Genomic DNA, 19,341 nt, shown 5'->3' on the forward strand with positions numbered 1-19,341 from the left:
TCACTCATAACGTAGCGCCTCTGCCGGCTGGGTGCGCGCTGCGCGCCACGCCGGGTACAGGGTCGCGAGGAAACTCAGGACCAGTGCCGCACCGCAGACCATGAACACGTCATTGGCCATCAGCTGCGACGGCAGGTAATCGATGAAATAGACGTCGGGGTTGAGGAACTTGTGCCCGATGACCTTTTCCAGCAGCGCGATGGCGCCGCTGACGTTGACGGCCGCGAGCATGCCCAGCCCGGCACCGATCAGGGTGCCGACGACGCCGATGACGGTGCCCTGCACCATGAAGATACGCATGATCTGACCGGGCGTGGAGCCCAGGGTGCGCAGGATGGCAATGTCGCCGCGCTTGTCGTTCACCACCATCACCAGGGTGGAGATGATGTTGAACGCCGCCACCGCAACGATCAGCAACAGCAGCAGGCCGATCATGGATTTCTCCATGCCGATGGCCTGGTACAGGTTGCCGTGGGTGCGCGTCCAGTCACGGGCGTAGTACTCGTCGCCCAGGCCCTGGGCGATCTGCCAGGAGATGCGCGGCGCCTGGAACAGGTCGGCGAACTTCAGCCGCACGCCCTGCACCTGGCCCGGCTGCCAGCGGTGCAGGCGCGCCAGGTCGTCGAGGTTGGTCAGGCCCAGGTAACCGTCGATCTCGCCGGCACCCACGTGGAAGGTGCCGGTGACGGTGAAGCGCTTCATGCGCGGGAACATGCCGGCCGGGGTGATGCTGACTTCCGGGGTAACGAAGGTGACCTTGTCGCCCACCTTCACGCCCAGCTTGTTGGCCGCGTTGTCGCCCAGCATGATGCCGAACTCGCCGGCCTTCAGGTCGTCGAGGCTGCCCTGCTTGATGAACTGGTCAAGGATGGTGACCTTGCGCTCCTCCGCCGGGTCGACGCCATTGAGCAGCATTTTCTGGACCTTGCCGTCATTGGTCATCAGGCCCTGCATCTGGGTGTAGGGGGCTACCTCCAGCACCGCGGGATTCTGCTTTACTTTACTGGCAAGGGCCTGCCAGTCATCAATGGGCTTGCTGGACTCGATGGTCGCGTGGGGCACCATGCCGAGCACGCGGGTGCGCATTTCATGATCGAAGCCGTTCATCACCGAGAGCACCACGATCATCACGATCACGCCAAGGGCGAGTCCGATCATCGAGGTCAGGGAAATGAATGACACAAAATGATTGCGACGCTTGGCGCGGGTGTAACGCGCGCCGATGAAAACGAAGAGAGGTCTGAACATGTCGGGGCTTGTTCGAATGAAAGAGGAACGTCCTTGTGGCGGGGCTTGACGAGCAGCTTTACACTCAGACCACCGCCGCTACCATGGGTTCGCCATGTCGACATTAGATGAAGAAGATCGCCGCGAATACTACCGTATCGACGATAGGATCGCACTGGAAATTCAACCACTTTCAGCTGCCGACGCCGCTGGCACGGACTTGTTGCAAGATGCTTCGCCGCTGTTCAACCTGCTCAGCGAACTGCACCTCAGCGAATTCGAGTCCCAGCACCTGCTGCGCCAACTCAGCGACAGCGACCGCACCCTGGGCAATTTCCTGAAAGCCCAGAATAAGCGCATCGACCTGCTCAGCCAGGTGGTGGCGCAAACCATCCTGGGGCACATCGGCGAGCCACGGCCGGTGGTGTTGTCCGAGGGTGGCGTGGAATTCCGCCAGGCCGAGGCCATTGCCCCGGGCAGCCGCGTGTCGGTGAAAATGGCGCTGATGCCCCAGGCCTTGGGCCTGCTGCTGCGTGCCAAGGTCACCCACTGCGACGCCAAGCCTGACGGCCAGTTCGAGATTGGCACCGAGTTCGATGACATCAGTGACGCCCAGCGCCAGTTGCTGGCCCGTTACATCCTGCAAAAACAAGCGGCCGAACGGCGCCGCGAACGTGAACAAAACGATTCCCCGGGTGCCTGAGTTTCAGCCCTCCTCCGACTTCTGCATTTTTTGAAGGAACAGACGTGACCCTTATTTATGGCCACCGCGGCGCCAAAGGCGAAGCACCGGAAAACACCCTCACCAGTTTCCAGGAATGCCTCAAGCACGGCGTGCGCCGTTGCGAACTGGACCTGCACCTGTCCCGCGACGGCGAGTTGATGGTCATTCACGACCCGACCCTGAAGCGCACCACCGACCGCCGCGGCAAGGTGGTGGAGCACGACGCCGCGGAGCTGGTGACCTACGACGCGCGCAAGGGCGGCCCGGGCTGGGTGCAGCCCTGCCCCATCCCGCGCCTGGAAGACCTGTTCAAGGCGTGCGATTTCGAGCACTGGCAGCTGGAGGTCAAGAGTGCCTCGCGCACCCGCGCCGCCACCACGGTGCTGGCAATTCGCGAGCTGGCCCAGGAATACGGGATGCTGGACAAGGTGACCATCACCTCGAGCTCCCGGGAAGTGTTGCGCGCCGCTGCCGAGCTGACCCCGGACCTGGCCCGTGGGCTGGTGGCCGAATACGCCTGGCTGGACCCACTGAAGGTGGCCCAGAACTACGGCTGCAATCTATTGGCACTGAACTGGACGCACTGCACCCCCGAGCGCCTGATCAAGGCCCAGCGCCAGGGGTTGCATGTGTCGGTGTGGACGGTCAACGAGCCGGCACTGATGCGCCGGCTCGCCGACTTCGGCGTTGACAGCCTGATTACAGACTTTCCCGGTTTGGCCACCGCCACGCTCGGGAATCGCTGAAATCGGTATCCCCGGCCGGCTCAGGCCACCGGCCGGAGCCGCTCAAAAAAGCCGGTTCAGGCCGTCATAGGCCGCTACCCGATAGGCTTCGGCCATGGTCGGGTAGTTGAAGGTGGTGTTGACGAAATACTTCAGGGTATTGAGTTCGCCCGGCTGGTTCATGATGGCCTGGCCGATGTGCACGATCTCCGACGCCTGGTCGCCGAAGCAATGCACGCCGAGGATCTCCAGCGACTCGCGGTGGAACAGGATCTTCAGCATGCCTACCGGCTCGCCGGAGATCTGCGCGCGGGCCATGCCCTTGAAGAACGCCTTGCCCACCTCGTACGGCACCTTGGCCTGGGTCAGCTCGGCCTCGGTCTTGCCGATGGAGCTGATCTCGGGAATGGTGTAGATGCCGGTCGGCACGTCGTTGACGTAGCGCCAGCTGCCATTGTCCACCACGCTGCCGGCGGCCGAACGGCCCTGGTCATAGGCGGCACTGGCCAGGCTCGGCCAGCCGATCACGTCGCCGGCGCCATAAATGGTCGGCACGCTGGTGCGGTAGGCTTCGTCGACGGTGATCTGGCCACGGCCGTTGACCTTGATGCCGATGTTCTCCAGGCCCAGCTTGTCGGTGTTGCCGGTACGGCCGTTGCACCACAGCAAGGCGTCGGCCTTGATTTTCTTGCCGGACTTGAGGTGCAGCACCACGCCGTTGTCCAGGCCTTCGACGCGCTCGTACTCTTCGTTGTGGCGGACCATGACGTTGTTGTTGCTGAAGTGGTAGCTCAGGCCCTGGGAAATTTCCGAGTCCAGGAAGCTCAGCAGTTGCTCGCGGTTGTCCACCAGCTCTACCAGCACGCCCAGGCCGCTGAAGATCGACGCGTATTCGCAGCCGATGACCCCGGCGCCGTAGATGATCAGTTTGCGCGGGGTGTGGGTGAGGCTCAGGATGGTGTCGCTGTCATAGATGCGCGAGTGGTGGAAGTCGATGTCGGCCGGGCGATACGGGCGCGAGCCGGTGGCGATGATGATCTGCTTGGCCACCAGTTTTTCCTGGGCGCCGTTGGCACAGATCACTTCCACGGTCTGCTCGTCGGAGAAGCTGCCGGTGCCGAAGAACACGTCGACGCGGTTGCGCGAATAGTAGGTGGTGCGCGAGGCAACCTGCTTGGCGATTACCTGCTCGGCGCTTTTCAGCACATCCGGAAACGAGAACCAGCGCGGCTCGCCAATGGCCCGGAACATGGGGTTGGTGTTGAACTGGATGATCTGCTTGACCGAGTGACGCAGGGCCTTGGACGGGATGGTGCCCAAGTGGGTGCAGTTGCCGCCGACCTGGCGGCGGCTGTCGACCATCGCCACCTTGCGCCCCGCCTTGGCGGCGTTCATTGCCGCGCCTTCACCCGCGGGCCCGGAACCCAGCACCACTACATCATAGTTGTAGACAGCCATGCGTACTCCTTCAGAACAGGCCGAGGCACCACTCTGGTACCTCCGGCTCAACATGCCGCCAGCGCGGCATCGAAAACTCGGGGATGCAGTCTATAGAAGCGGAATTGCCGCGAACATTAACCCTTGGTCGCGTCAAAGGCTATCACCTGCACGTCAATGATCAACTTTTCCTGCTGCCGCCATCCGTTCGAATGCAGGCGTCGGCCGGCTGGACAGCACCTCGCCATCGCGGCGCACGAACAGCGCGGCGATGTCGTGGCCACTGGCGTAGTCCCAGCCCTGCTCCGGCCCCAGGATCATCAACAGGGTCGACAGGCCATCGGCCGACAACGCCGAAGGATGAATCACCGTGACCGAGGCCAGGGCGTGGGTGATGGGCGCGCCGGTGCGCGCGTCGAGCAGGTGCGAATAACGGCGGTGCTCCTGCACGAAGTAGTGGCGGTGCTCGGCCGAAGTGGACACGCCGTAACCGTCGACGCCCAGCACCTGGCTGGCCTGCTGGTCGTCGGCGCGCGGGGTGGGCACGCTGGCCTGCCAGGCGCTGCCATCGGGCTTGCGCCCCGCCGCTTTCAGCTCGCCCGTGGCCTCGGCCAGGTAGCTGCCGATGCCCAGCGCCTGCAGCCGCGCGCCGATACGCTCCACCGCATAGCCGGCGGCGACGCTGTTGAGGTCGACCTGCACGGCGGCGTCCTTGCACAACTGGTTGCCGCTGATACTCAGGTGTCGGTAGCCCACGCGCTGGCGGGTCAGGGCCAGCACGGCCGGGCGCGGCACCTGTTGCAGGCGGCTGTGCGGACCAAAGCCCCACAGGTTCATCAGCGGCCCCACGGTCTGGTCATAGGCGCCATCGCTGGCACTGGACAGCGACTGGCCGTACTGCACCAGTTCCAGCACCGCCGGCGGCATCACCCGGCAGCTGTCGGCCGGCAAGGCGTTGAAGCGCACCAGTTCGGAGTCGTCGCGGTACAGCGACAGCTGCTGGTCAAGCTCGCCGAGGATGCGCTCCACCTCCGCCTGCACCTGCCCGGGCCGTGGCGTATGGGCGGTGGGCACGTATTGAATGGTGTAGCGACTGCCCATGGTGGGCCCGCTGAAGGACTCCACCGGGTCGCCAGCGCTGCAACCCGCCAGGGTCGTCAGCAGGTTGAGCAGGAGAAAAGGACGGGCAAGGTGCGTGGACAGGCGAATTTTGACTTAACCTTGAGGCAGACATTCGAGGAAGACGCCATTATGCGCCACAAGCCGCTGTTGCTTCTGCTCTTCTTCTGCGCCCTGGCCTGGGGCAACAGCGCCGACCGTCTCAACGAGGCGAATTTCGCCACGCAATGGGGACAGTCGCCGACATTGCAGCGCAAAAACCAGGCGCTGCTCAATTACCTATTCGTCGACGTCTACGCCGCCGCTTTCTATACCGAAGCCGACGTCAGCCCGCAGCAGGCCGTGGACAGCCTGCGCGACCAGCGCCTGGAGCTGTTCTACTTCCACGACATCGGCCGCGACGACGTGATCAAGGCCGCCAACCAGACCCTGCAACGCCAGGCCAGCCCCAACCAGCTGCGGGCGGCCCGGCCGGAAATCGACCGCCTGCACCAGAGCTTCATCGACATCCATGCCGGTGACCGTTATGCCCTCACCTACAACAGCGCATCGGGGCTCACCCTGGAGCGCAACGGCCAGGTCATTTTTATCAGCAAAGACAAGGACTTGGCACGCTTATACCTGAACATCTGGCTGGCCCCCAGGGGCCTTTCTGACAACTTGCGCGAGGCACTTTTGCAGCCTCGGGCATCTTGATCGATCGGCTGAAACGTTACACCTTCCAGGCAGAATCGTTGCCAAGTCCTACACTTATACATATTGTTACAAATTATTTTTCGCAAAACGGCCCCAAAGCCTGCGAAAGGCCGTGCGCTGCGGCCACCAACTACAACAATTTGCAGTGAGTGCACTTCCATGGCCTCGACCACAGGCAAGGGCAAGGCGATTTTTCGCGTTGTCAGCGGCAACTTCCTCGAGATGTTCGACTTCATGGTGTATGGCTTTTACGCCACCGCCATCGCCAAGACCTTCTTCCCCTCCGACAGTGCCTTCGCCTCGCTGATGCTGTCGTTGGCGACGTTCGGCGCCGGCTTCCTGATGCGCCCGCTGGGGGCGATATTCCTCGGCGCCTACATCGACCGCCATGGCCGCCGCCAAGGGCTGATCGTCACCCTGGCGATGATGGCCATGGGCACCGTGCTGATCGCCTGCGTGCCCGGCTACGCCACCCTGGGCGTGGTGGCGCCGCTGCTGGTGCTGCTGGGCCGCTTGCTGCAGGGCTTCTCGGCCGGCGTGGAACTGGGCGGCGTGTCGGTGTACCTGGCGGAAATCGCCACGCCCGGCCGCAAGGGCTTCTTCGTCAGCTGGCAGTCCGCCAGCCAGCAGGCTGCCGTGGTGTTCGCCGGCCTGCTGGGCGTGGCCCTGAACCACTGGCTAAGCCCCGAGCAAATGGGCGACTGGGGCTGGCGGGTGCCGTTCCTGGTGGGCTGCATGATCGTGCCGGCCATCTTCATGATCCGTCGCTCGCTGGAAGAAACCCCGGAGTTCCAGGCCCGCAAGCACCGCCCCAGCCTCAAGGAAGTCGTGCGCTCCATCGGCCAGAACTTCGGCCTGGTGCTGGCCGGCATGGCGCTGGTGGTGATGACCACCGTGTCGTTCTACCTGATCACCGCCTACACCCCCACCTTCGGCAAGGCCGAGCTGCACCTGTCCGACTTCGACGCCCTGCTGGTGACCGTGCTGATTGGCCTGTCGAACTTCTTCTGGCTGCCGGTGATGGGCGCGGTGTCCGACCGCATCGGCCGCAAGCCGCTGCTGCTGGCGGCGACCATCCTGGCGATCCTCACGGCCTACCCGGCGCTGAACTGGATGGTGCAGGCGCCCAGCTTTGAACGCCTGCTGATGGTGGAGCTGTGGTTGTCGTTCCTGTACGGCAGCTACAACGGCGCCATGGTGGTGGCGCTGACCGAGATCATGCCAGTAGAGGTGCGGACCACCGGTTTCTCGCTGGCCTACAGCCTGGCCACCGCCACCTTCGGCGGCTTCACCCCGGCGGCCTGCACCTACTTGATCCATGTGCTGGACAACAAGGCGGCGCCGGGGATTTGGTTGAGTGGTGCGGCGGTGTTGGGGTTGGTGGCGACGTTGGTGTTGTTCCATGGGAACAAGCATGCACTGCGGACAGCCGAGGCTGCTAGGGCGTAAATACAGCCCTATGATCTGCTGTTGAGCCGCTGTTGATCTGCTGTTGATCTGCTTGTGATTTGGCTTTTGATCTTGATCTGGCTTTTGATCTTGATCTTGATCTTGATCTGGCTTTTGATCTTGGCCCCGTTAAGCGCCAGGGCCGACTGGAGGCGTCGCTCAACGGGCTGCCCGAAGGGCCGAGGCCGCAGGCCGAAGAGACGGTAACCCGCAGGCTTCTATAGCGGGTGCCGTCTGCCCGTTGAGCGGCGCCGGAAGGAGGGGACCCGTAGCGCAGCGTAGGGCCCAAGCAGGGGCAAGCCCTTTTTGGTGACTTTTTGGGGCGACTGCCAAAAAGTTACTCGCCGTAAGGGCGAAACGGTCGGTGGTATCCCCGCGAAAATGGATATGTTCGAAATCGCCGAAGCGGGATTCGAAAGCCCTATGTATATCCAGCATTCAGGGTGATGCCACTTCACCTTTCCGGCCTTACGCCGGCTCACTTTTTGTCAAACGCCACAAAAAGTAAGCAAAAAAGGCTTGCCCCTGCTTGGTCCCTACGCTTCGCTGCGGGTCCCCTCCCTCCGGCGTCGCCCAAGCGGCCGACGGCCCGGAATAGAAGCGCCTCCGGTTCCGTCTTCCCCGGCTACGCCGTGGACCGCTCGGCCAACGCCTCCAGTCGGCCCTGGCGCTTTACGGGGCACACAATCAAGATCAAGGGCCTCACGGGATCAAGATCAAGAGCGGTTCGCGGTGTTTCGAAAATAAAAAAACCCCGGCATCACTGCCGGGGCTTTTTCATTTCCAAGCTAGCGCTTAGCGTGGAAACGCTGGCGGATTCACACCCGCCATGTCTTCCATCACCCGCACTACCTGGCAGCTGTAGCCAAACTCGTTGTCGTACCAGACGTACAGCACAACGCGGTTGTCATTAGCGATAGTCGCCTCGGCGTCCACCACACCGGCGTGGCGCGAGCCGACGAAGTCGGTGGACACCACTTCCTGGGAGTTCACGAAGTCGATCTGCTTGTGCAGGTCCGAGTGCATGGCCATCTGGCGCAGGTACTCGTTGATCTCTTCGCGAGTGGTGGCCTTTTCCAGGTTCAGGTTCAGGATGGCCATCGAGACGTTCGGCGTCGGCACGCGAATGGCGTTGCCGGTCAGCTTGCCGGCCAGCTCAGGCAGGGCCTTGGCAGCAGCGGTGGCGGCGCCGGTCTCGGTGATTACCATGTTCAGCGCGGCGCTGCGGCCACGGCGCGAACCCTTGTGGAAGTTGTCGATCAGGTTCTGGTCGTTGGTGTACGAGTGAACGGTCTCGACGTGGCCGTTGACGATGCCGAACTTGTCGTTGACGGCCTTGAGCACCGGCACGATGGCGTTGGTGGTGCAGGACGCCGCAGAAACGATCTTGTCGTCAGCGGTGATTTCGCCATGGTTGATGCCGTGGACGATGTTCTTCAGCTTGCCCTTGCCCGGTGCAGTCAGCACCACGCGGTCGACACCCGGGCAGGCCAGGTGCTGGCCCAGGCCGTCGGCGTCACGCCATACGCCGGTGTTGTCCACCAGCAGCGCGTCGCTGATGCCGTACTGGGTGTAGTCGACTTCGGACGGGTTCTTCGCGTAGATAACCTGGATCAGGTTGCCGTTGGCGGTGATGGTGCTGTTGGCTTCGTCGATGGTGATGGTGCCGTCGAACGGGCCGTGTACCGAGTCGCGACGCAGCAGGCTGGCGCGCTTGACCAGGTCGTTCTCGGCGCCCTTGCGCACCACAATGGCCCGCAGGCGCAGGCCGTCGCCGCCACCGGTCTTCTCGATCAGGATGCGTGCCAGCAGGCGGCCGATGCGACCGAAGCCGTACAGCACGACGTCCTTGCCCTTGCGTGGGGAAGCGTTCTGCTGGCCGACGATGTCGGCCATTTCCTCACGAACGAACTGCTCGGCAGTACGGCCGTTGCCCTGTTCCTTGAACTTGTTGGCCAGGCGGCCCAGGTCCACCGAGGCGGCGCCCAGTTTCAGCTCGCTCATGGCCTTGAGCAGGGGGAATGTCTCGTGGACAGACAATTCAACTTCGCCAGCCTGGCGGTGACGCGCAAAGCGGTGGGCCTTGAGGATCTGAATGACGGAACGGTTGATCAGGCTGCGGCCATAGATCGAGCTCACCACGTTGTTATTGCGGTAGAGCTGACCGATCAGCGGAATCATCGCCTCGGCGAGCGCTTCACGATCGATCCATTCACCAAGACACTGGTCGGGCTTCTGAGTCACGGGAACCTTCCACATGTAGGGACAGAAAAAAGGGGCTACATTATGACTTCGCGCGCACGCCGGAGCAATGAGCGCCTGTCGACACAGGCTCATAGACCGGGCTTTGCGGCGAAGGTTTCGTTTTCGAGCGGTCGAAACTGACAGCCCGGCCAAGGGTCGGTACAATCGTTGTCTTTGTCGCAACGCCTGGAGCCTGACCGCCCGTGCCTGTCCTGCGTCTACCGCTACTGTCCTCCACCGCGGGGAAACACACCTGGGGCAACCTGCCAGGGGCCGCCCTGAGCCTGGCCATTGCCGAAGCCGCCAGCGCCGCCAAGCGCTTTACCCTGCTGCTGACCGCCGACAGCCAGAGCGCCGACCGGCTGGAGCAGGAGCTGCGCTTCTTCGCCCCCGGCCTGCCCGTGCTGCATTTCCCTGACTGGGAAACCCTGCCATACGACCTGTTCTCGCCGCACCAGGACATCATTTCCCAGCGCATTGCCAGCCTGTACCGCCTGCCGGAGCTCGACCACGGGGTTTTGGTAGTGCCGGTGACCACTGCCCTACATCGGCTGGCGCCCACGCAATTCCTGCTCGGCAGCAGCCTGGTGCTGGACGTCGGCCAGAAGCTGGACGTGGAGCAGATGCGCACGCGCCTGGAGGCCAGCGGCTACCGCTACGTGGACACGGTGTACGAGCACGGCGAGTTCACCGTGCGCGGCGCGCTGATCGACCTGTTCCCCATGGGCAGCAAGCTGCCCTACCGCATCGACCTGTTCGATGACGAGATCGAGACCCTGCGCACCTTCGACCCGGAAACCCAGCGTTCCATCGACAAGGTGGACTCGGTGCGCCTGCTGCCGGCCCGCGAGTTCCCGCTGCAGAAGGAAGCCGTGACGCGCTTCAAGGCGCGCTTCCGCGAGCGCTTCGACGTCGACTTCCGGCGCACGCCGATCTTCCAGGACCTGAGCAGCGGCATCACCCCGGCCGGCATCGAGTACTACCTGCCGCTGTTCTTCGAGGACACCTCGACGCTGTTCGACTACCTGCCCCAGGACACCCAGGTGTTCTCGCTGCCGGGCATCGAGCAGGCCGCGGAGAACTTCTGGAACGACGTGCGCAACCGCTACGAGGAACGCAAGATCGACAAGCAGCGGCCGCTGCTGCCGCCGGCCGAACTGTTCCTGCCGGTGGAAGACTGCTTCGCCCGCCTCAAGGGCTGGCCGCGCGTAGTCGTCAGCCAGGCCGACATCGAGCCTGGCGTGGGCCGCGACCGCTTCCCGGCGCAAGTGCTGCCCAACCTTGCCATCGAGGCCAAGGCCAACCAGCCGCTGGCGGCGCTGTCGAACTTCCTCGACCAGTTCCCCGGCCGCGTGCTGTTCACGGCCGAATCGGCGGGCCGCCGCGAGGTGCTGCTGGAGCTGCTGGACCGCCTCAAGCTGAAACCGAAAACCGTCGACGGCTGGGCCGATTTCGCCGGCGGCAAGGACCGCCTGGCCATCACCATCGCGCCGCTGGACGAAGGCCTGGTGCTGGACGACCCGGCCCTGGCGCTGGTCGCCGAGAGCCCGCTGTTCGGCCAGCGCGTGATGCAGCGCCGCCGCCGGGAAAAACGCACCGACGGCAACAGCGACGCGGTCATCAAGAACCTCGCCGAGCTGCGCGAAGGCGCGCCGGTGGTGCACATCGACCACGGCGTGGGCCGCTACCTGGGCCTGGCAACCCTGGAAATCGAAAACCAGATGGCCGAATTCCTCACCCTGGAATACGCCGAGAACGCCAAGCTGTACGTGCCGGTGGCCAACCTGCACCTGATCGCCCGCTACACCGGCAGCGATGACGCCCTGGCGCCGCTGCACCGGCTGGGCTCGGAAACCTGGCAGAAGGCCAAGCGCAAGGCCGCCGAACAGGTGCGCGACGTGGCCGCCGAGCTGCTCGACATCTACGCCCGCCGGGCGGCGCGCAAGGGCTACGCCTTCGCCGACCCGTCGCTGGACTACGCCACCTTCAGCGCCGGCTTCCCCTTCGAGGAAACCCCCGACCAGCAGTCGGCCATCGAGGCGGTGCGCGAGGACATGCTCGCGCCCAAGCCCATGGACCGCCTGGTGTGCGGCGACGTCGGCTTCGGCAAGACCGAGGTGGCCATGCGCGCGGCGTTCATCGCCGTGCACGGCGGCCGCCAGGTGGCCATCCTGGTGCCCACCACCCTGCTCGCCCAGCAGCACTACAACAGCTTCCGCGACCGCTTCGCCGACTGGCCGGTGCGCGTCGAGGTGATGAGCCGCTTCAAGTCCGCCAAGGAAGTCAGCGCCGCCGTGGCAGAGCTGGCCGAAGGCAAGATCGACATCGTCATCGGCACCCACAAGCTGCTGCAGGACGACGTCAAGATCAAGAACCTGGGCCTGGTGATCATCGACGAGGAACACCGTTTCGGCGTGCGCCAGAAGGAGCAGCTCAAGGCCCTGCGCAGCGAAGTGGACATCCTCACCCTGACCGCCACGCCCATCCCGCGCACGCTGAACATGGCGGTGTCGGGCATGCGCGACCTGTCGATCATCGCCACCCCGCCCGCGCGGCGGCTGTCGGTGCGCACCTTCGTCATGGAGCAGAACAAGAGCACCGTGAAAGAGGCGCTGCTGCGTGAGCTGCTGCGTGGCGGCCAGGTGTACTACCTGCACAACGACGTGAAGACCATCGAGAAGTGCGCCGCCGACCTCGCCGAACTGGTGCCCGAGGCACGCATCGGCATCGGCCACGGGCAGATGCGCGAGCGCGAACTCGAACAGGTGATGAGTGACTTCTACCACAAGCGCTTCAACGTGCTGATTGCCTCGACCATCATCGAGACCGGCATCGACGTGCCCAGCGCCAACACCATCATCATCGAGCGCGCCGACAAGTTCGGCCTGGCCCAACTGCACCAGCTGCGTGGCCGCGTGGGCCGTAGCCACCACCAGGCCTACGCCTACCTGCTGACGCCACCCCGGCAACAGATCACCCCGGACGCCGAAAAGCGCCTGGAGGCCATCGCCAACACCCAGGACCTGGGCGCCGGCTTTGTGCTGGCCACCAACGACCTGGAAATCCGTGGCGCCGGCGAGCTGCTGGGCGAAGGCCAGAGCGGCCAGATCCAGGCAGTGGGCTTCACCCTGTACATGGAAATGCTCGAACGCGCGGTGAAGGCCATCCGCAAGGGCGAGCAGCCCAACCTCGACCAGCCCCTGGGCGGCGGCCCGGAGATCAACCTGCGCCTGCCGGCGCTGATCCCCGAGGACTACCTGCCCGACGTGCACGCGCGGCTTATCCTGTACAAGCGCATCGCCTCGGCGGTGGACGAGGACGGCCTCAAGGACCTGCAGGTGGAGATGATCGACCGCTTCGGCCTGCTGCCCGAGCCGACCAAGAACCTGGTGCGCCTGACCCTGCTCAAGCTGCAGGCGGAAACCCTGGGCATCAAGAAGGTCGACGCCGGCCCGCAAGGCGGCCGCATCGAGTTCGCGGCCGAGACGCCGGTGGACCCGCTGGTGCTGATCAAGCTGATCCAGGGCCAGCCCAACCGCTACAAGTTCGAAGGCGCCACGCTGTTCAAGTTCATGGTGCCCATGGAGCGCGCCGATGAACGCTTCAACACCCTGGAGGCGCTGTTCGAGCGCCTGACGCCGAAGTCCGCATGAACATGATTGTCGTTTTGAACAAGGTGTCTGCCAGCTAAATGTCCGAACACCTGACCACCCTCGAACCCCGGCCACGCTTGTGGCTGGGGAGTGTCGAGTTCAGCGCCTTCGAACCGCGCAACGGCCGCATGCAGCGGCATATCCAGCACCGCGCCGCGCTGGCGTTCGGCTACGCCGGGCACTATGTGTCCAGCAACCGCCTGCCTCACGAACCGAGCGTGGCGCGCCAACCCCTGAGCGAAAAACTGCTGCGCGAGACCCTGCAGAACCTGGGCTTTCGCATCGCCACCCGGCAAAGCAAGGCGCTGCCCGAAAGCGCCGGCGACATCTTCGAGCTGCCCAGCGACAGCGCCTGGCTGCGCTTCGTGCTCAACGACCTGCCGGTGCTGCGCGACCAGGGCTGGGAGATCGAGTATTCGGACGACTTCGCCTTCGACCTGACCCCGGTGGACGACTGGTACGCGGTGATTGACGAGGCCGGCGACCGCGACTGGTTCGACCTGGAGCTGGGCATCGTGGTCAACGGCGAACGCCTGAGCCTGCTGCCGATCCTGATCAACCTGCTGCGCACCCACCCCGAACTCCTGAACCCGGCGCAACTGGCGCGGCGCCGCGACGACGAGCAGATGCTGGTGCCGGTGCACAGCCCCCAGGGCAACAAGGCCAAGCTGATCCAGGTAGCGCTGCCCTATGGCCGCCTGAAACCGGTGCTGGCGACCCTGGGCGACTTTTACCTGCGCGAGCCGGGCGAGACCCGCCTGCGCCTGTCCACGCCCGATGCCACGCGGCTCAACGCACTCAAGGAGCTGCCGCTGAGCTGGGAAGGCGGCGAGCGCCTGCGCGGCTTTGCCGAACGCCTGCGCGACATTCGCACCCAGCCCGCCGTGCCGCCCGCCGACCTCAAGGCCACGCTGCGCCCCTACCAGCATGAAGGCCTGAGCTGGATGCAGGCCCTGCGCGAGCTGGAAGTGGGCGGCATCCTCGCCGACGACATGGGCCTGGGCAAGACCCTGCAGACCCTGGCGCACCTGCTGAGCGAGAAAAACGCCGGGCGCCTGGACCGGCCGGCCATGGTGGTGATGCCCACCAGCCTGATCCCCAACTGGCAGGACGAGGCCCAGCGCTTCGCCCCTACCCTGCGCGTGGCCGCGTTGCACGGCGCCGGGCGCAAGAAGCATTTCGACCACCTGTTCGACTACGACGTGCTGCTGACCACCTACGCCCTGCTGCCCAAGGACCTGGAGGTGCTGAGCAAGGTGCCGCTGCACGTGCTGATCCTCGACGAGGCGCAGTACATCAAGACCCCGGGCAGCAAGGCCGCCCAGGCGGCACGCCAGCTGCGCGCGCGCCAGCGCCTGTGCCTGAGCGGCACGCCGCTGGAAAACCACCTGGGCGAGCTGTGGTCGCTGTTCCACTTCCTGCTGCCGGGCTGGCTGGGCGACGCCAAGGCGTTCAACCGCGATTACCGCGTGCCCATCGAGAAACACGGCGACCAGGAGCGCCTGCAGCACCTTAATGCGCGCATCAAGCCGTTCCTGCTGCGCCGCACCAAGGAGCAGGTGGCCACCGAGCTGCCGGCCAAGACCGAGATCACCCACTGGGTGGAGCTCAACGAGGCCCAGCGCGACGTGTACGAGACCGTGCGCCTGGCCATGGACCGCAAGGTGCGCGAGGAAATCAACCGCAAAGGCGTGGCACGCAGCCAGATCATCATCCTCGAGGCGCTGCTCAAGCTGCGCCAGGTGTGCTGCGACCTGCGCCTGGTCAACAGCGTCACGCCGCCGCGCCCCGGCCACAGCTCGGGCAAGCTGGCCAGCCTGATGGAAATGCTCGAGGAGCTGCTGCTGGAGAATCGGCGCATTCTGCTGTTCTCGCAGTTCACCTCGATGCTGGGGCTGATCGAGCAGGAACTGCAGCACCGCGGCATCGAGTACGCGCTGCTGACCGGCTCCACCAAGAACCGCCGCATACCGGTGCAGGACTTCCAGAAAGGCAAGGTGCAGATCTTCCTCATCAGCCTGAAGGCCGGTGGCGTGGGACTGAACCTGACTGCGGCCGACACGGTGATCCACTACGACCCGTGGTGGAACCCGGCCGCCGAGCACCAGGCCACCGACCGTGCGTACCGCATCGGCCAAGAGAAGCCGGTGTTCGTCTACAAGCTGATCACCCGCGGCACGGTGGAGGAGAAAATCCAGCACCTGCAGTCGGAGAAATCGGCGCTGGCCGCCGGCATCCTCGAAGGCCGCGAGACCGGCGATTGGAAGCTGGCCCCCGAAGACATCGACGCGCTGTTCGAACCCCTGCCCGGCCGCAAGCCACGCAAACCGAAATAAACCCCGTAGCAGCGGCCACAGGCCGCGTCCGGATGCACCGCGTATTCCCAGGAAGATTGCGCCGAGGCCGGACGCAGCCTGCGGCAGCTGCTACGCCGCCCTCCGTAGCAGCGGCCACAAGGCCGCGTCCGGATGCACCGCGTATTCCCGGGAAGATTGCGCCGGGGCCGCAAGGCCGCGGCCGGGGGCGCCGCGCACCCGCGTTACGGGCGGGTGGCCGGGTTTGCCAGGACGTGGGCCAGGGTGGCCTTTACCTGGCCCATGCCGTCGTGCAGTGCCTGTTCGATCTCGGCCATGGTGATCACTGCCGTCGACTTGCCCGCCGCTGGGTTCACCACCAGCGCCAGACAGGCGTAATCCAGGTCCAGCTCGCGGGCCAGCGCCGCTTCCGGCATGCCGGTCATGCCGACGATGTCGCAGCCATCGCGTTCCAGCCGCACGATCTCCGCCGCGGTTTCCAGGCGCGGGCCCTGGGTGCAGGCGTACACGCCGAAATCGCTGTAGGCCAGGCCCTGCGCCGCCAGGGCGGCGATCAGCCGGGTGCGCAGCGCCTCGGTGTAGGGGTAGCTGAAATCGATGTGGGTGACCTGCTCCAGGTCATCGGCGAAAAAGGTGTGCTCGCGCCCGCTGGTGTAGTCCACCAACTGGTGCGGCACGCACAAATGCCCAGTGCCCATGGCTGGATGGATGCCACCCACCGCGTTGACTGCCAGGATCGCCTGGGCGCCGGCCTGCTTCAGCGCCCAGATATTAGCGCGGTAGTTGACCTTGTGCGGCGGCACCCGGTGCGGGTGGCCGTGGCGCGCCAGGAACAGCACCTCGTGGCCGGCGTACTCGCCCTGGAGGATATCCGCCGAGGGCGCCCCGTAGGGCGTGTCCAAGGCCAGGCTGCGGGTGATGGTCAGCCCATCGAGCTGGGTCAGGCCGGTGCCGCCGATAATCGCGTAGACAGTCATGAATTACCCTCAGTCGATCAGTTGGGCGTCGCGCAGCGCTCCGACAGCGGTAAGCCAGCGTGGATCCTGGCGGTATTCGACGTTGCTGAACGCCTGGCCACGCATGCCGGCGATGCGCGGCGACGGCTGCACCTGCAGGCGCTGGGCAGCGCTGAGAGCCAGTTCGGCGGCGGCGCGGTCGTTGCACACCAGGCCCATGTCGCAACCGGCGCTCAAGGCCGCCTCGATGCGGCTGGCGGCGTCGCCGACCACGTGGGCGCCGGCCATGGACAGGTCGTCACTGAAGATCACACCGTCGAACTTGAGCTCGCCGCGCAGGATGTCCTGCAGCCAGCGGCGCGAGAAACCGGCCGGTTGGCTGTCGACCTGGGGATAGATGACGTGGGCCGGCATCACCGCCGCCAGCTGCTGGCTCAGGCGCGCGAACGGCACCAGGTCCAGGGCGCGGATCTGCTCCAGGCTGCGCTCGTCGGTGGGGATGGCCACGTGGGAGTCGGCCTCGGCCCAGCCATGGCCGGGGAAGTGCTTGCCGCACGCGGCCATGCCGGCGGCGTTCATGCCCTTGATAAAGGCACCGGCCAGGGCGGTGGCGCGCTCGGGGTTGCCCTCGAAGGCGCGGCTGCCAACCACGGCGCTGCGCTGGTGATCCAGGTCCAGCACCGGGGCGAAGCTCAGGTCCAGGCCCACCGCCAGGACTTCGGTGGCCATGATCCAGCCGCACTGCTCGGCCAGGTACTCGGCGTTGGGGTTGTCGGCCAGCGCGCGCATGGCCGGCAGCCGCACGAAGCCCTGGCGCAGGCGCTGCACGCGGCCGCCTTCCTGGTCCACGGCGAGAATCAGGTCCGGGCGGATGGCGCGGATCGACGCGGTCAGCTCGCGCACCTGGCGGGCGTGTTCGATGTTGCGGGCGAAGATGATCAGGCCGGCCACTTCGGGCTGGCGCAGCAGGTGCCGGTCTTCGGCGGTCAGCCAGGTGCCGGCGATATCGACCATCAACGAGCCTTGGAGGCGGGAAGTCATGGGGTAGTCCTTGATTCGCGGGTGCATGCGTGCCGCCCCACGCAGCCCGGGGCCGCGCAGGGGTCGATCAGCAAGGGGGTAAACACGGCGCCTGGACGACGCCGCAGGTTCAGAATAGGCATGGGCGGCTAGCTTAGCGGAAGCTGCCGGCCACGCCCACCGTCAATTGTTTCAGGCCTTGGCCAGGGCCGGCGTGGACTTGCTGCGCGGGCGCAGCTGCGCGGTGGCCATGGCTTCGTCGGTGACGCCGCTGTCGGCGCGCATGCCGGCAGCCAGGAACGGCACCATCAGGCGCATCACCTGCTCGATGGAGGTATCGATGCCGAAATTGGTCTCGGCGATGGCCCGCAGGGCCTTGATGCCGGACATGCTGAACGCCGCGGCACCCAGCATGAAGTGCACGCGCCAGAACAGCTCCAGCGGCGGGATACGCGGCGCGGCTTCGTTGACCAGCAGCATGTAGCGGCGGAACACCTTGCCGTACATGTCTTCCAGGTAACGGCGCAGGTGGCCCTGGCTCTGGCTGAACGCCAGGCCCAGCAGGCGCATGAAGATCGACAGGTCGTCGCCGCTGCGCGGCTGCACCACCATGGCCTGCTCCACCAGGATTTCCAGCAGTTCTTCCAGGTTGGCCTTGTGCTCGGGGCGCGCCTGGCGGCGGTCCAGCTCACGCTCGAGGCTGACGCAGAAAGGCCCCAGGAAGCGCGAGAACACCGCCTGGATCAGGGCTTTCTTGGAGCCGAAATGATAATTCACCGCCGCCAGGTTGACCCCGGCCTTGCTGGTGATCAGCCGCAACGAGGTTTCGGCAAAACCTTTTTCCGCGAACAACTGCTCGGCAGCGTCGAGTATGCGTTCAACGGTTTCCGACTGGGCCATGCTAATTCCACCTGACAAACACTTGTTTGAAACATACGTTTCATACCCCTGCCCTGTCAAGTCCGGGCAGGCGTTTTGTGTCTGGTCGGTCACGTATTTAACCACAGCCGGTGGGGGTTTCGCCCCCATTGCCGGGGTTTCGCCACGAAGCAACCGCCAGGCGGCATGGCGGCCTGGAGGGACGAGCGGTGGGCACGGCAGGATTGCCAAGCCCCGCATACTGTATATAATCCCAGTCACTGTATAAAAAGACAGAGCGATCGACATGCTGAAACTGACGCCACGCCAAGCCGAGATCCTGGCTTTCATCAAGCGCTGCCTCGACGACAACGGCTTCCCGCCCACCCGCGCGGAAATCGCCCAGGAACTGGGTTTCAAGTCGCCGAACGCCGCTGAAGAACACCTCAAGGCGCTGGCGCGCAAGGGGGCCATCGAAATGACCCCGGGCGCGTCCCGCGGCATCCGCATTCCCGGTTTCGAGGCCAAGGCCGACGAATCCACCCTGCCCATCATTGGCCGGGTCGCTGCCGGTGCGCCGATACTGGCCCAGCAGCACATCGAGGAATCCTGCAACATCAACCCCACCTTCTTCCACCCCCGCGCCGACTACCTGCTGCGCGTGCATGGCATGAGCATGAAGGACGTCGGCATCTTCGACGGTGACCTGCTGGCCGTGCACACCTGCCGCGAGGCCCGCAACGGCCAGATCGTGGTGGCGCGCATCGGCGACGAAGTCACCGTCAAGCGCTTCAAGCGCGAAGGCAGCAAGGTCTGGCTGCTGGCGGAAAACCCCGAGTTCGCACCCATCGAAGTCAACCTCAAGGATCAGGACCTGGTCATCGAAGGCTTGAGCGTCGGCGTCATACGCCGATAAAG

Annotated in this window: 14 protein-coding genes; 7 read left to right on the forward strand and 7 right to left on the reverse strand. The window is 65.0% G+C overall.

What is annotated here, in order from left to right:
* The gene (locus ACWKWX_RS08865; protein WP_416423442.1) at positions 1-1,248 is read right to left on the reverse strand and encodes a lipoprotein-releasing ABC transporter permease subunit; all 1,248 of its coding nucleotides are present in this window, start codon (positions 1,246-1,248) and stop codon (positions 1-3) included.
* 94 nt (positions 1,249-1,342) lie between these two features.
* Between ACWKWX_RS08865 and ACWKWX_RS08870 the strand changes: the two genes are divergently transcribed.
* Together ACWKWX_RS08870 and ACWKWX_RS08875 are read left to right on the forward strand one after the other, a co-directional pair.
* Positions 1,343-1,930 carry a PilZ domain-containing protein gene (locus ACWKWX_RS08870; protein WP_416423441.1) on the forward strand — a complete coding sequence of 196 codons (588 nt, stop codon included), beginning with the start codon at positions 1,343-1,345 and terminating at the stop codon, positions 1,928-1,930.
* 44 nt (positions 1,931-1,974) lie between these two features.
* Positions 1,975-2,697 carry a glycerophosphodiester phosphodiesterase gene (locus tag ACWKWX_RS08875; protein WP_416423440.1) on the forward strand — a complete coding sequence of 241 codons (723 nt, stop codon included), beginning with the start codon at positions 1,975-1,977 and terminating at the stop codon, positions 2,695-2,697.
* 42 nt (positions 2,698-2,739) lie between these two features.
* Here the strand turns inward: ACWKWX_RS08875 and sthA are convergent, their stop codons facing one another.
* Together sthA and ACWKWX_RS08885 are read right to left on the reverse strand one after the other, a co-directional pair.
* A complete protein-coding gene (sthA, locus tag ACWKWX_RS08880; RefSeq protein ID WP_416423439.1) occupies positions 2,740-4,134 on the reverse strand; it encodes a Si-specific NAD(P)(+) transhydrogenase in 1,395 nt (464 codons plus the stop codon).
* Between the two features lie 153 nt (positions 4,135-4,287).
* Entirely contained in the window at positions 4,288-5,214 is a 927-nt protein-coding gene (locus tag ACWKWX_RS08885; RefSeq protein ID WP_483827535.1) for an FAD:protein FMN transferase, read from the reverse strand.
* 150 nt (positions 5,215-5,364) lie between these two features.
* On the opposite strand from ACWKWX_RS08885, the gene ACWKWX_RS08890 reads away from it, so the two are divergent.
* Entirely contained in the window at positions 5,365-5,928 is a 564-nt protein-coding gene (locus ACWKWX_RS08890) for a chalcone isomerase family protein (RefSeq protein WP_483827536.1), read from the forward strand.
* Positions 5,929-6,087: 159 nt separating this feature from the next.
* Positions 6,088-7,377, forward strand: a complete 1,290-nt coding sequence (gene tcuC, locus ACWKWX_RS08895; protein WP_483827537.1) for a tricarballylate/proton symporter TcuC — start codon at positions 6,088-6,090, stop codon at positions 7,375-7,377.
* A gap of 795 nt (positions 7,378-8,172) precedes the next feature.
* On the opposite strand, the gene ACWKWX_RS08900 is transcribed toward tcuC, so the two are convergent.
* Positions 8,173-9,636 (reverse strand): glyceraldehyde-3-phosphate dehydrogenase, encoded by a 1,464-nt coding sequence (locus ACWKWX_RS08900; protein ID WP_416423435.1) that lies wholly within the window; start codon positions 9,634-9,636, stop codon positions 8,173-8,175.
* A 188-nt stretch (positions 9,637-9,824) separates the two neighbouring features.
* On the opposite strand from ACWKWX_RS08900, the gene mfd reads away from it, so the two are divergent.
* Positions 9,825-13,274, forward strand: coding sequence for a transcription-repair coupling factor (gene mfd, locus ACWKWX_RS08905; protein WP_483827538.1), 3,450 nt, complete (start codon positions 9,825-9,827; stop codon positions 13,272-13,274).
* Positions 13,275-13,312: 38 nt separating this feature from the next.
* On the forward strand, positions 13,313-15,610 hold the full coding sequence (locus ACWKWX_RS08910; RefSeq protein WP_483827539.1) for a DEAD/DEAH box helicase: 2,298 nt from the start codon (positions 13,313-13,315) through the stop codon (positions 15,608-15,610).
* Between the two features lie 203 nt (positions 15,611-15,813).
* Here the strand turns inward: ACWKWX_RS08910 and ACWKWX_RS08915 are convergent, their stop codons facing one another.
* From ACWKWX_RS08915 to ACWKWX_RS08925, 3 genes are all read right to left on the reverse strand, one after another.
* Entirely contained in the window at positions 15,814-16,566 is a 753-nt protein-coding gene (locus ACWKWX_RS08915) for an S-methyl-5'-thioinosine phosphorylase (protein WP_483827540.1), read from the reverse strand.
* Positions 16,567-16,575: 9 nt separating this feature from the next.
* Positions 16,576-17,586 (reverse strand): beta-N-acetylhexosaminidase, encoded by a 1,011-nt coding sequence (nagZ, locus tag ACWKWX_RS08920; RefSeq protein WP_416423431.1) that lies wholly within the window; start codon positions 17,584-17,586, stop codon positions 16,576-16,578.
* 171 nt (positions 17,587-17,757) lie between these two features.
* Positions 17,758-18,465 (reverse strand): TetR/AcrR family transcriptional regulator, encoded by a 708-nt coding sequence (locus ACWKWX_RS08925; protein WP_416423430.1) that lies wholly within the window; start codon positions 18,463-18,465, stop codon positions 17,758-17,760.
* 265 nt (positions 18,466-18,730) lie between these two features.
* Here ACWKWX_RS08925 and lexA point away from each other — a divergent pair, with 265 nt between their 5' ends.
* Positions 18,731-19,339 (forward strand): transcriptional repressor LexA, encoded by a 609-nt coding sequence (gene lexA, locus ACWKWX_RS08930; RefSeq protein WP_027978423.1) that lies wholly within the window; start codon positions 18,731-18,733, stop codon positions 19,337-19,339.
* Positions 19,340-19,341 lie beyond the last annotated feature (2 nt).

The organism is Pseudomonas imperatae, assembly GCF_057128625.1.

Bases quoted from the DNA above. Each gene is read 5' to 3' on its own strand.
- ACWKWX_RS08890 (WP_483827536.1), top strand. From the start codon at position 5,365: ATGCGCCACAAGCCGCTGTTGCTTCTGCTCTTCTTCTGCGCCCTGGCC.
- ACWKWX_RS08870 (WP_416423441.1), top strand. From the start codon at position 1,343: ATGTCGACATTAGATGAAGAAGATCGCCGCGAATACTACCGTATCGAC.
- ACWKWX_RS08885 (WP_483827535.1), bottom strand. From the start codon at position 5,214: ATGGGCAGTCGCTACACCATTCAATACGTGCCCACCGCCCATACGCCA.
- ACWKWX_RS08915 (WP_483827540.1), bottom strand. From the start codon at position 16,566: ATGACTGTCTACGCGATTATCGGCGGCACCGGCCTGACCCAGCTCGAT.
- ACWKWX_RS08865 (WP_416423442.1), bottom strand. From the start codon at position 1,248: ATGTTCAGACCTCTCTTCGTTTTCATCGGCGCGCGTTACACCCGCGCC.
- lexA (WP_027978423.1), top strand. From the start codon at position 18,731: ATGCTGAAACTGACGCCACGCCAAGCCGAGATCCTGGCTTTCATCAAG.
- nagZ (WP_416423431.1), bottom strand. From the start codon at position 17,586: ATGACTTCCCGCCTCCAAGGCTCGTTGATGGTCGATATCGCCGGCACC.
- ACWKWX_RS08910 (WP_483827539.1), top strand. From the start codon at position 13,313: ATGTCCGAACACCTGACCACCCTCGAACCCCGGCCACGCTTGTGGCTG.
- ACWKWX_RS08900 (WP_416423435.1), bottom strand. From the start codon at position 9,636: ATGTGGAAGGTTCCCGTGACTCAGAAGCCCGACCAGTGTCTTGGTGAA.
- ACWKWX_RS08925 (WP_416423430.1), bottom strand. From the start codon at position 18,465: ATGGCCCAGTCGGAAACCGTTGAACGCATACTCGACGCTGCCGAGCAG.
- tcuC (WP_483827537.1), top strand. From the start codon at position 6,088: ATGGCCTCGACCACAGGCAAGGGCAAGGCGATTTTTCGCGTTGTCAGC.
- sthA (WP_416423439.1), bottom strand. From the start codon at position 4,134: ATGGCTGTCTACAACTATGATGTAGTGGTGCTGGGTTCCGGGCCCGCG.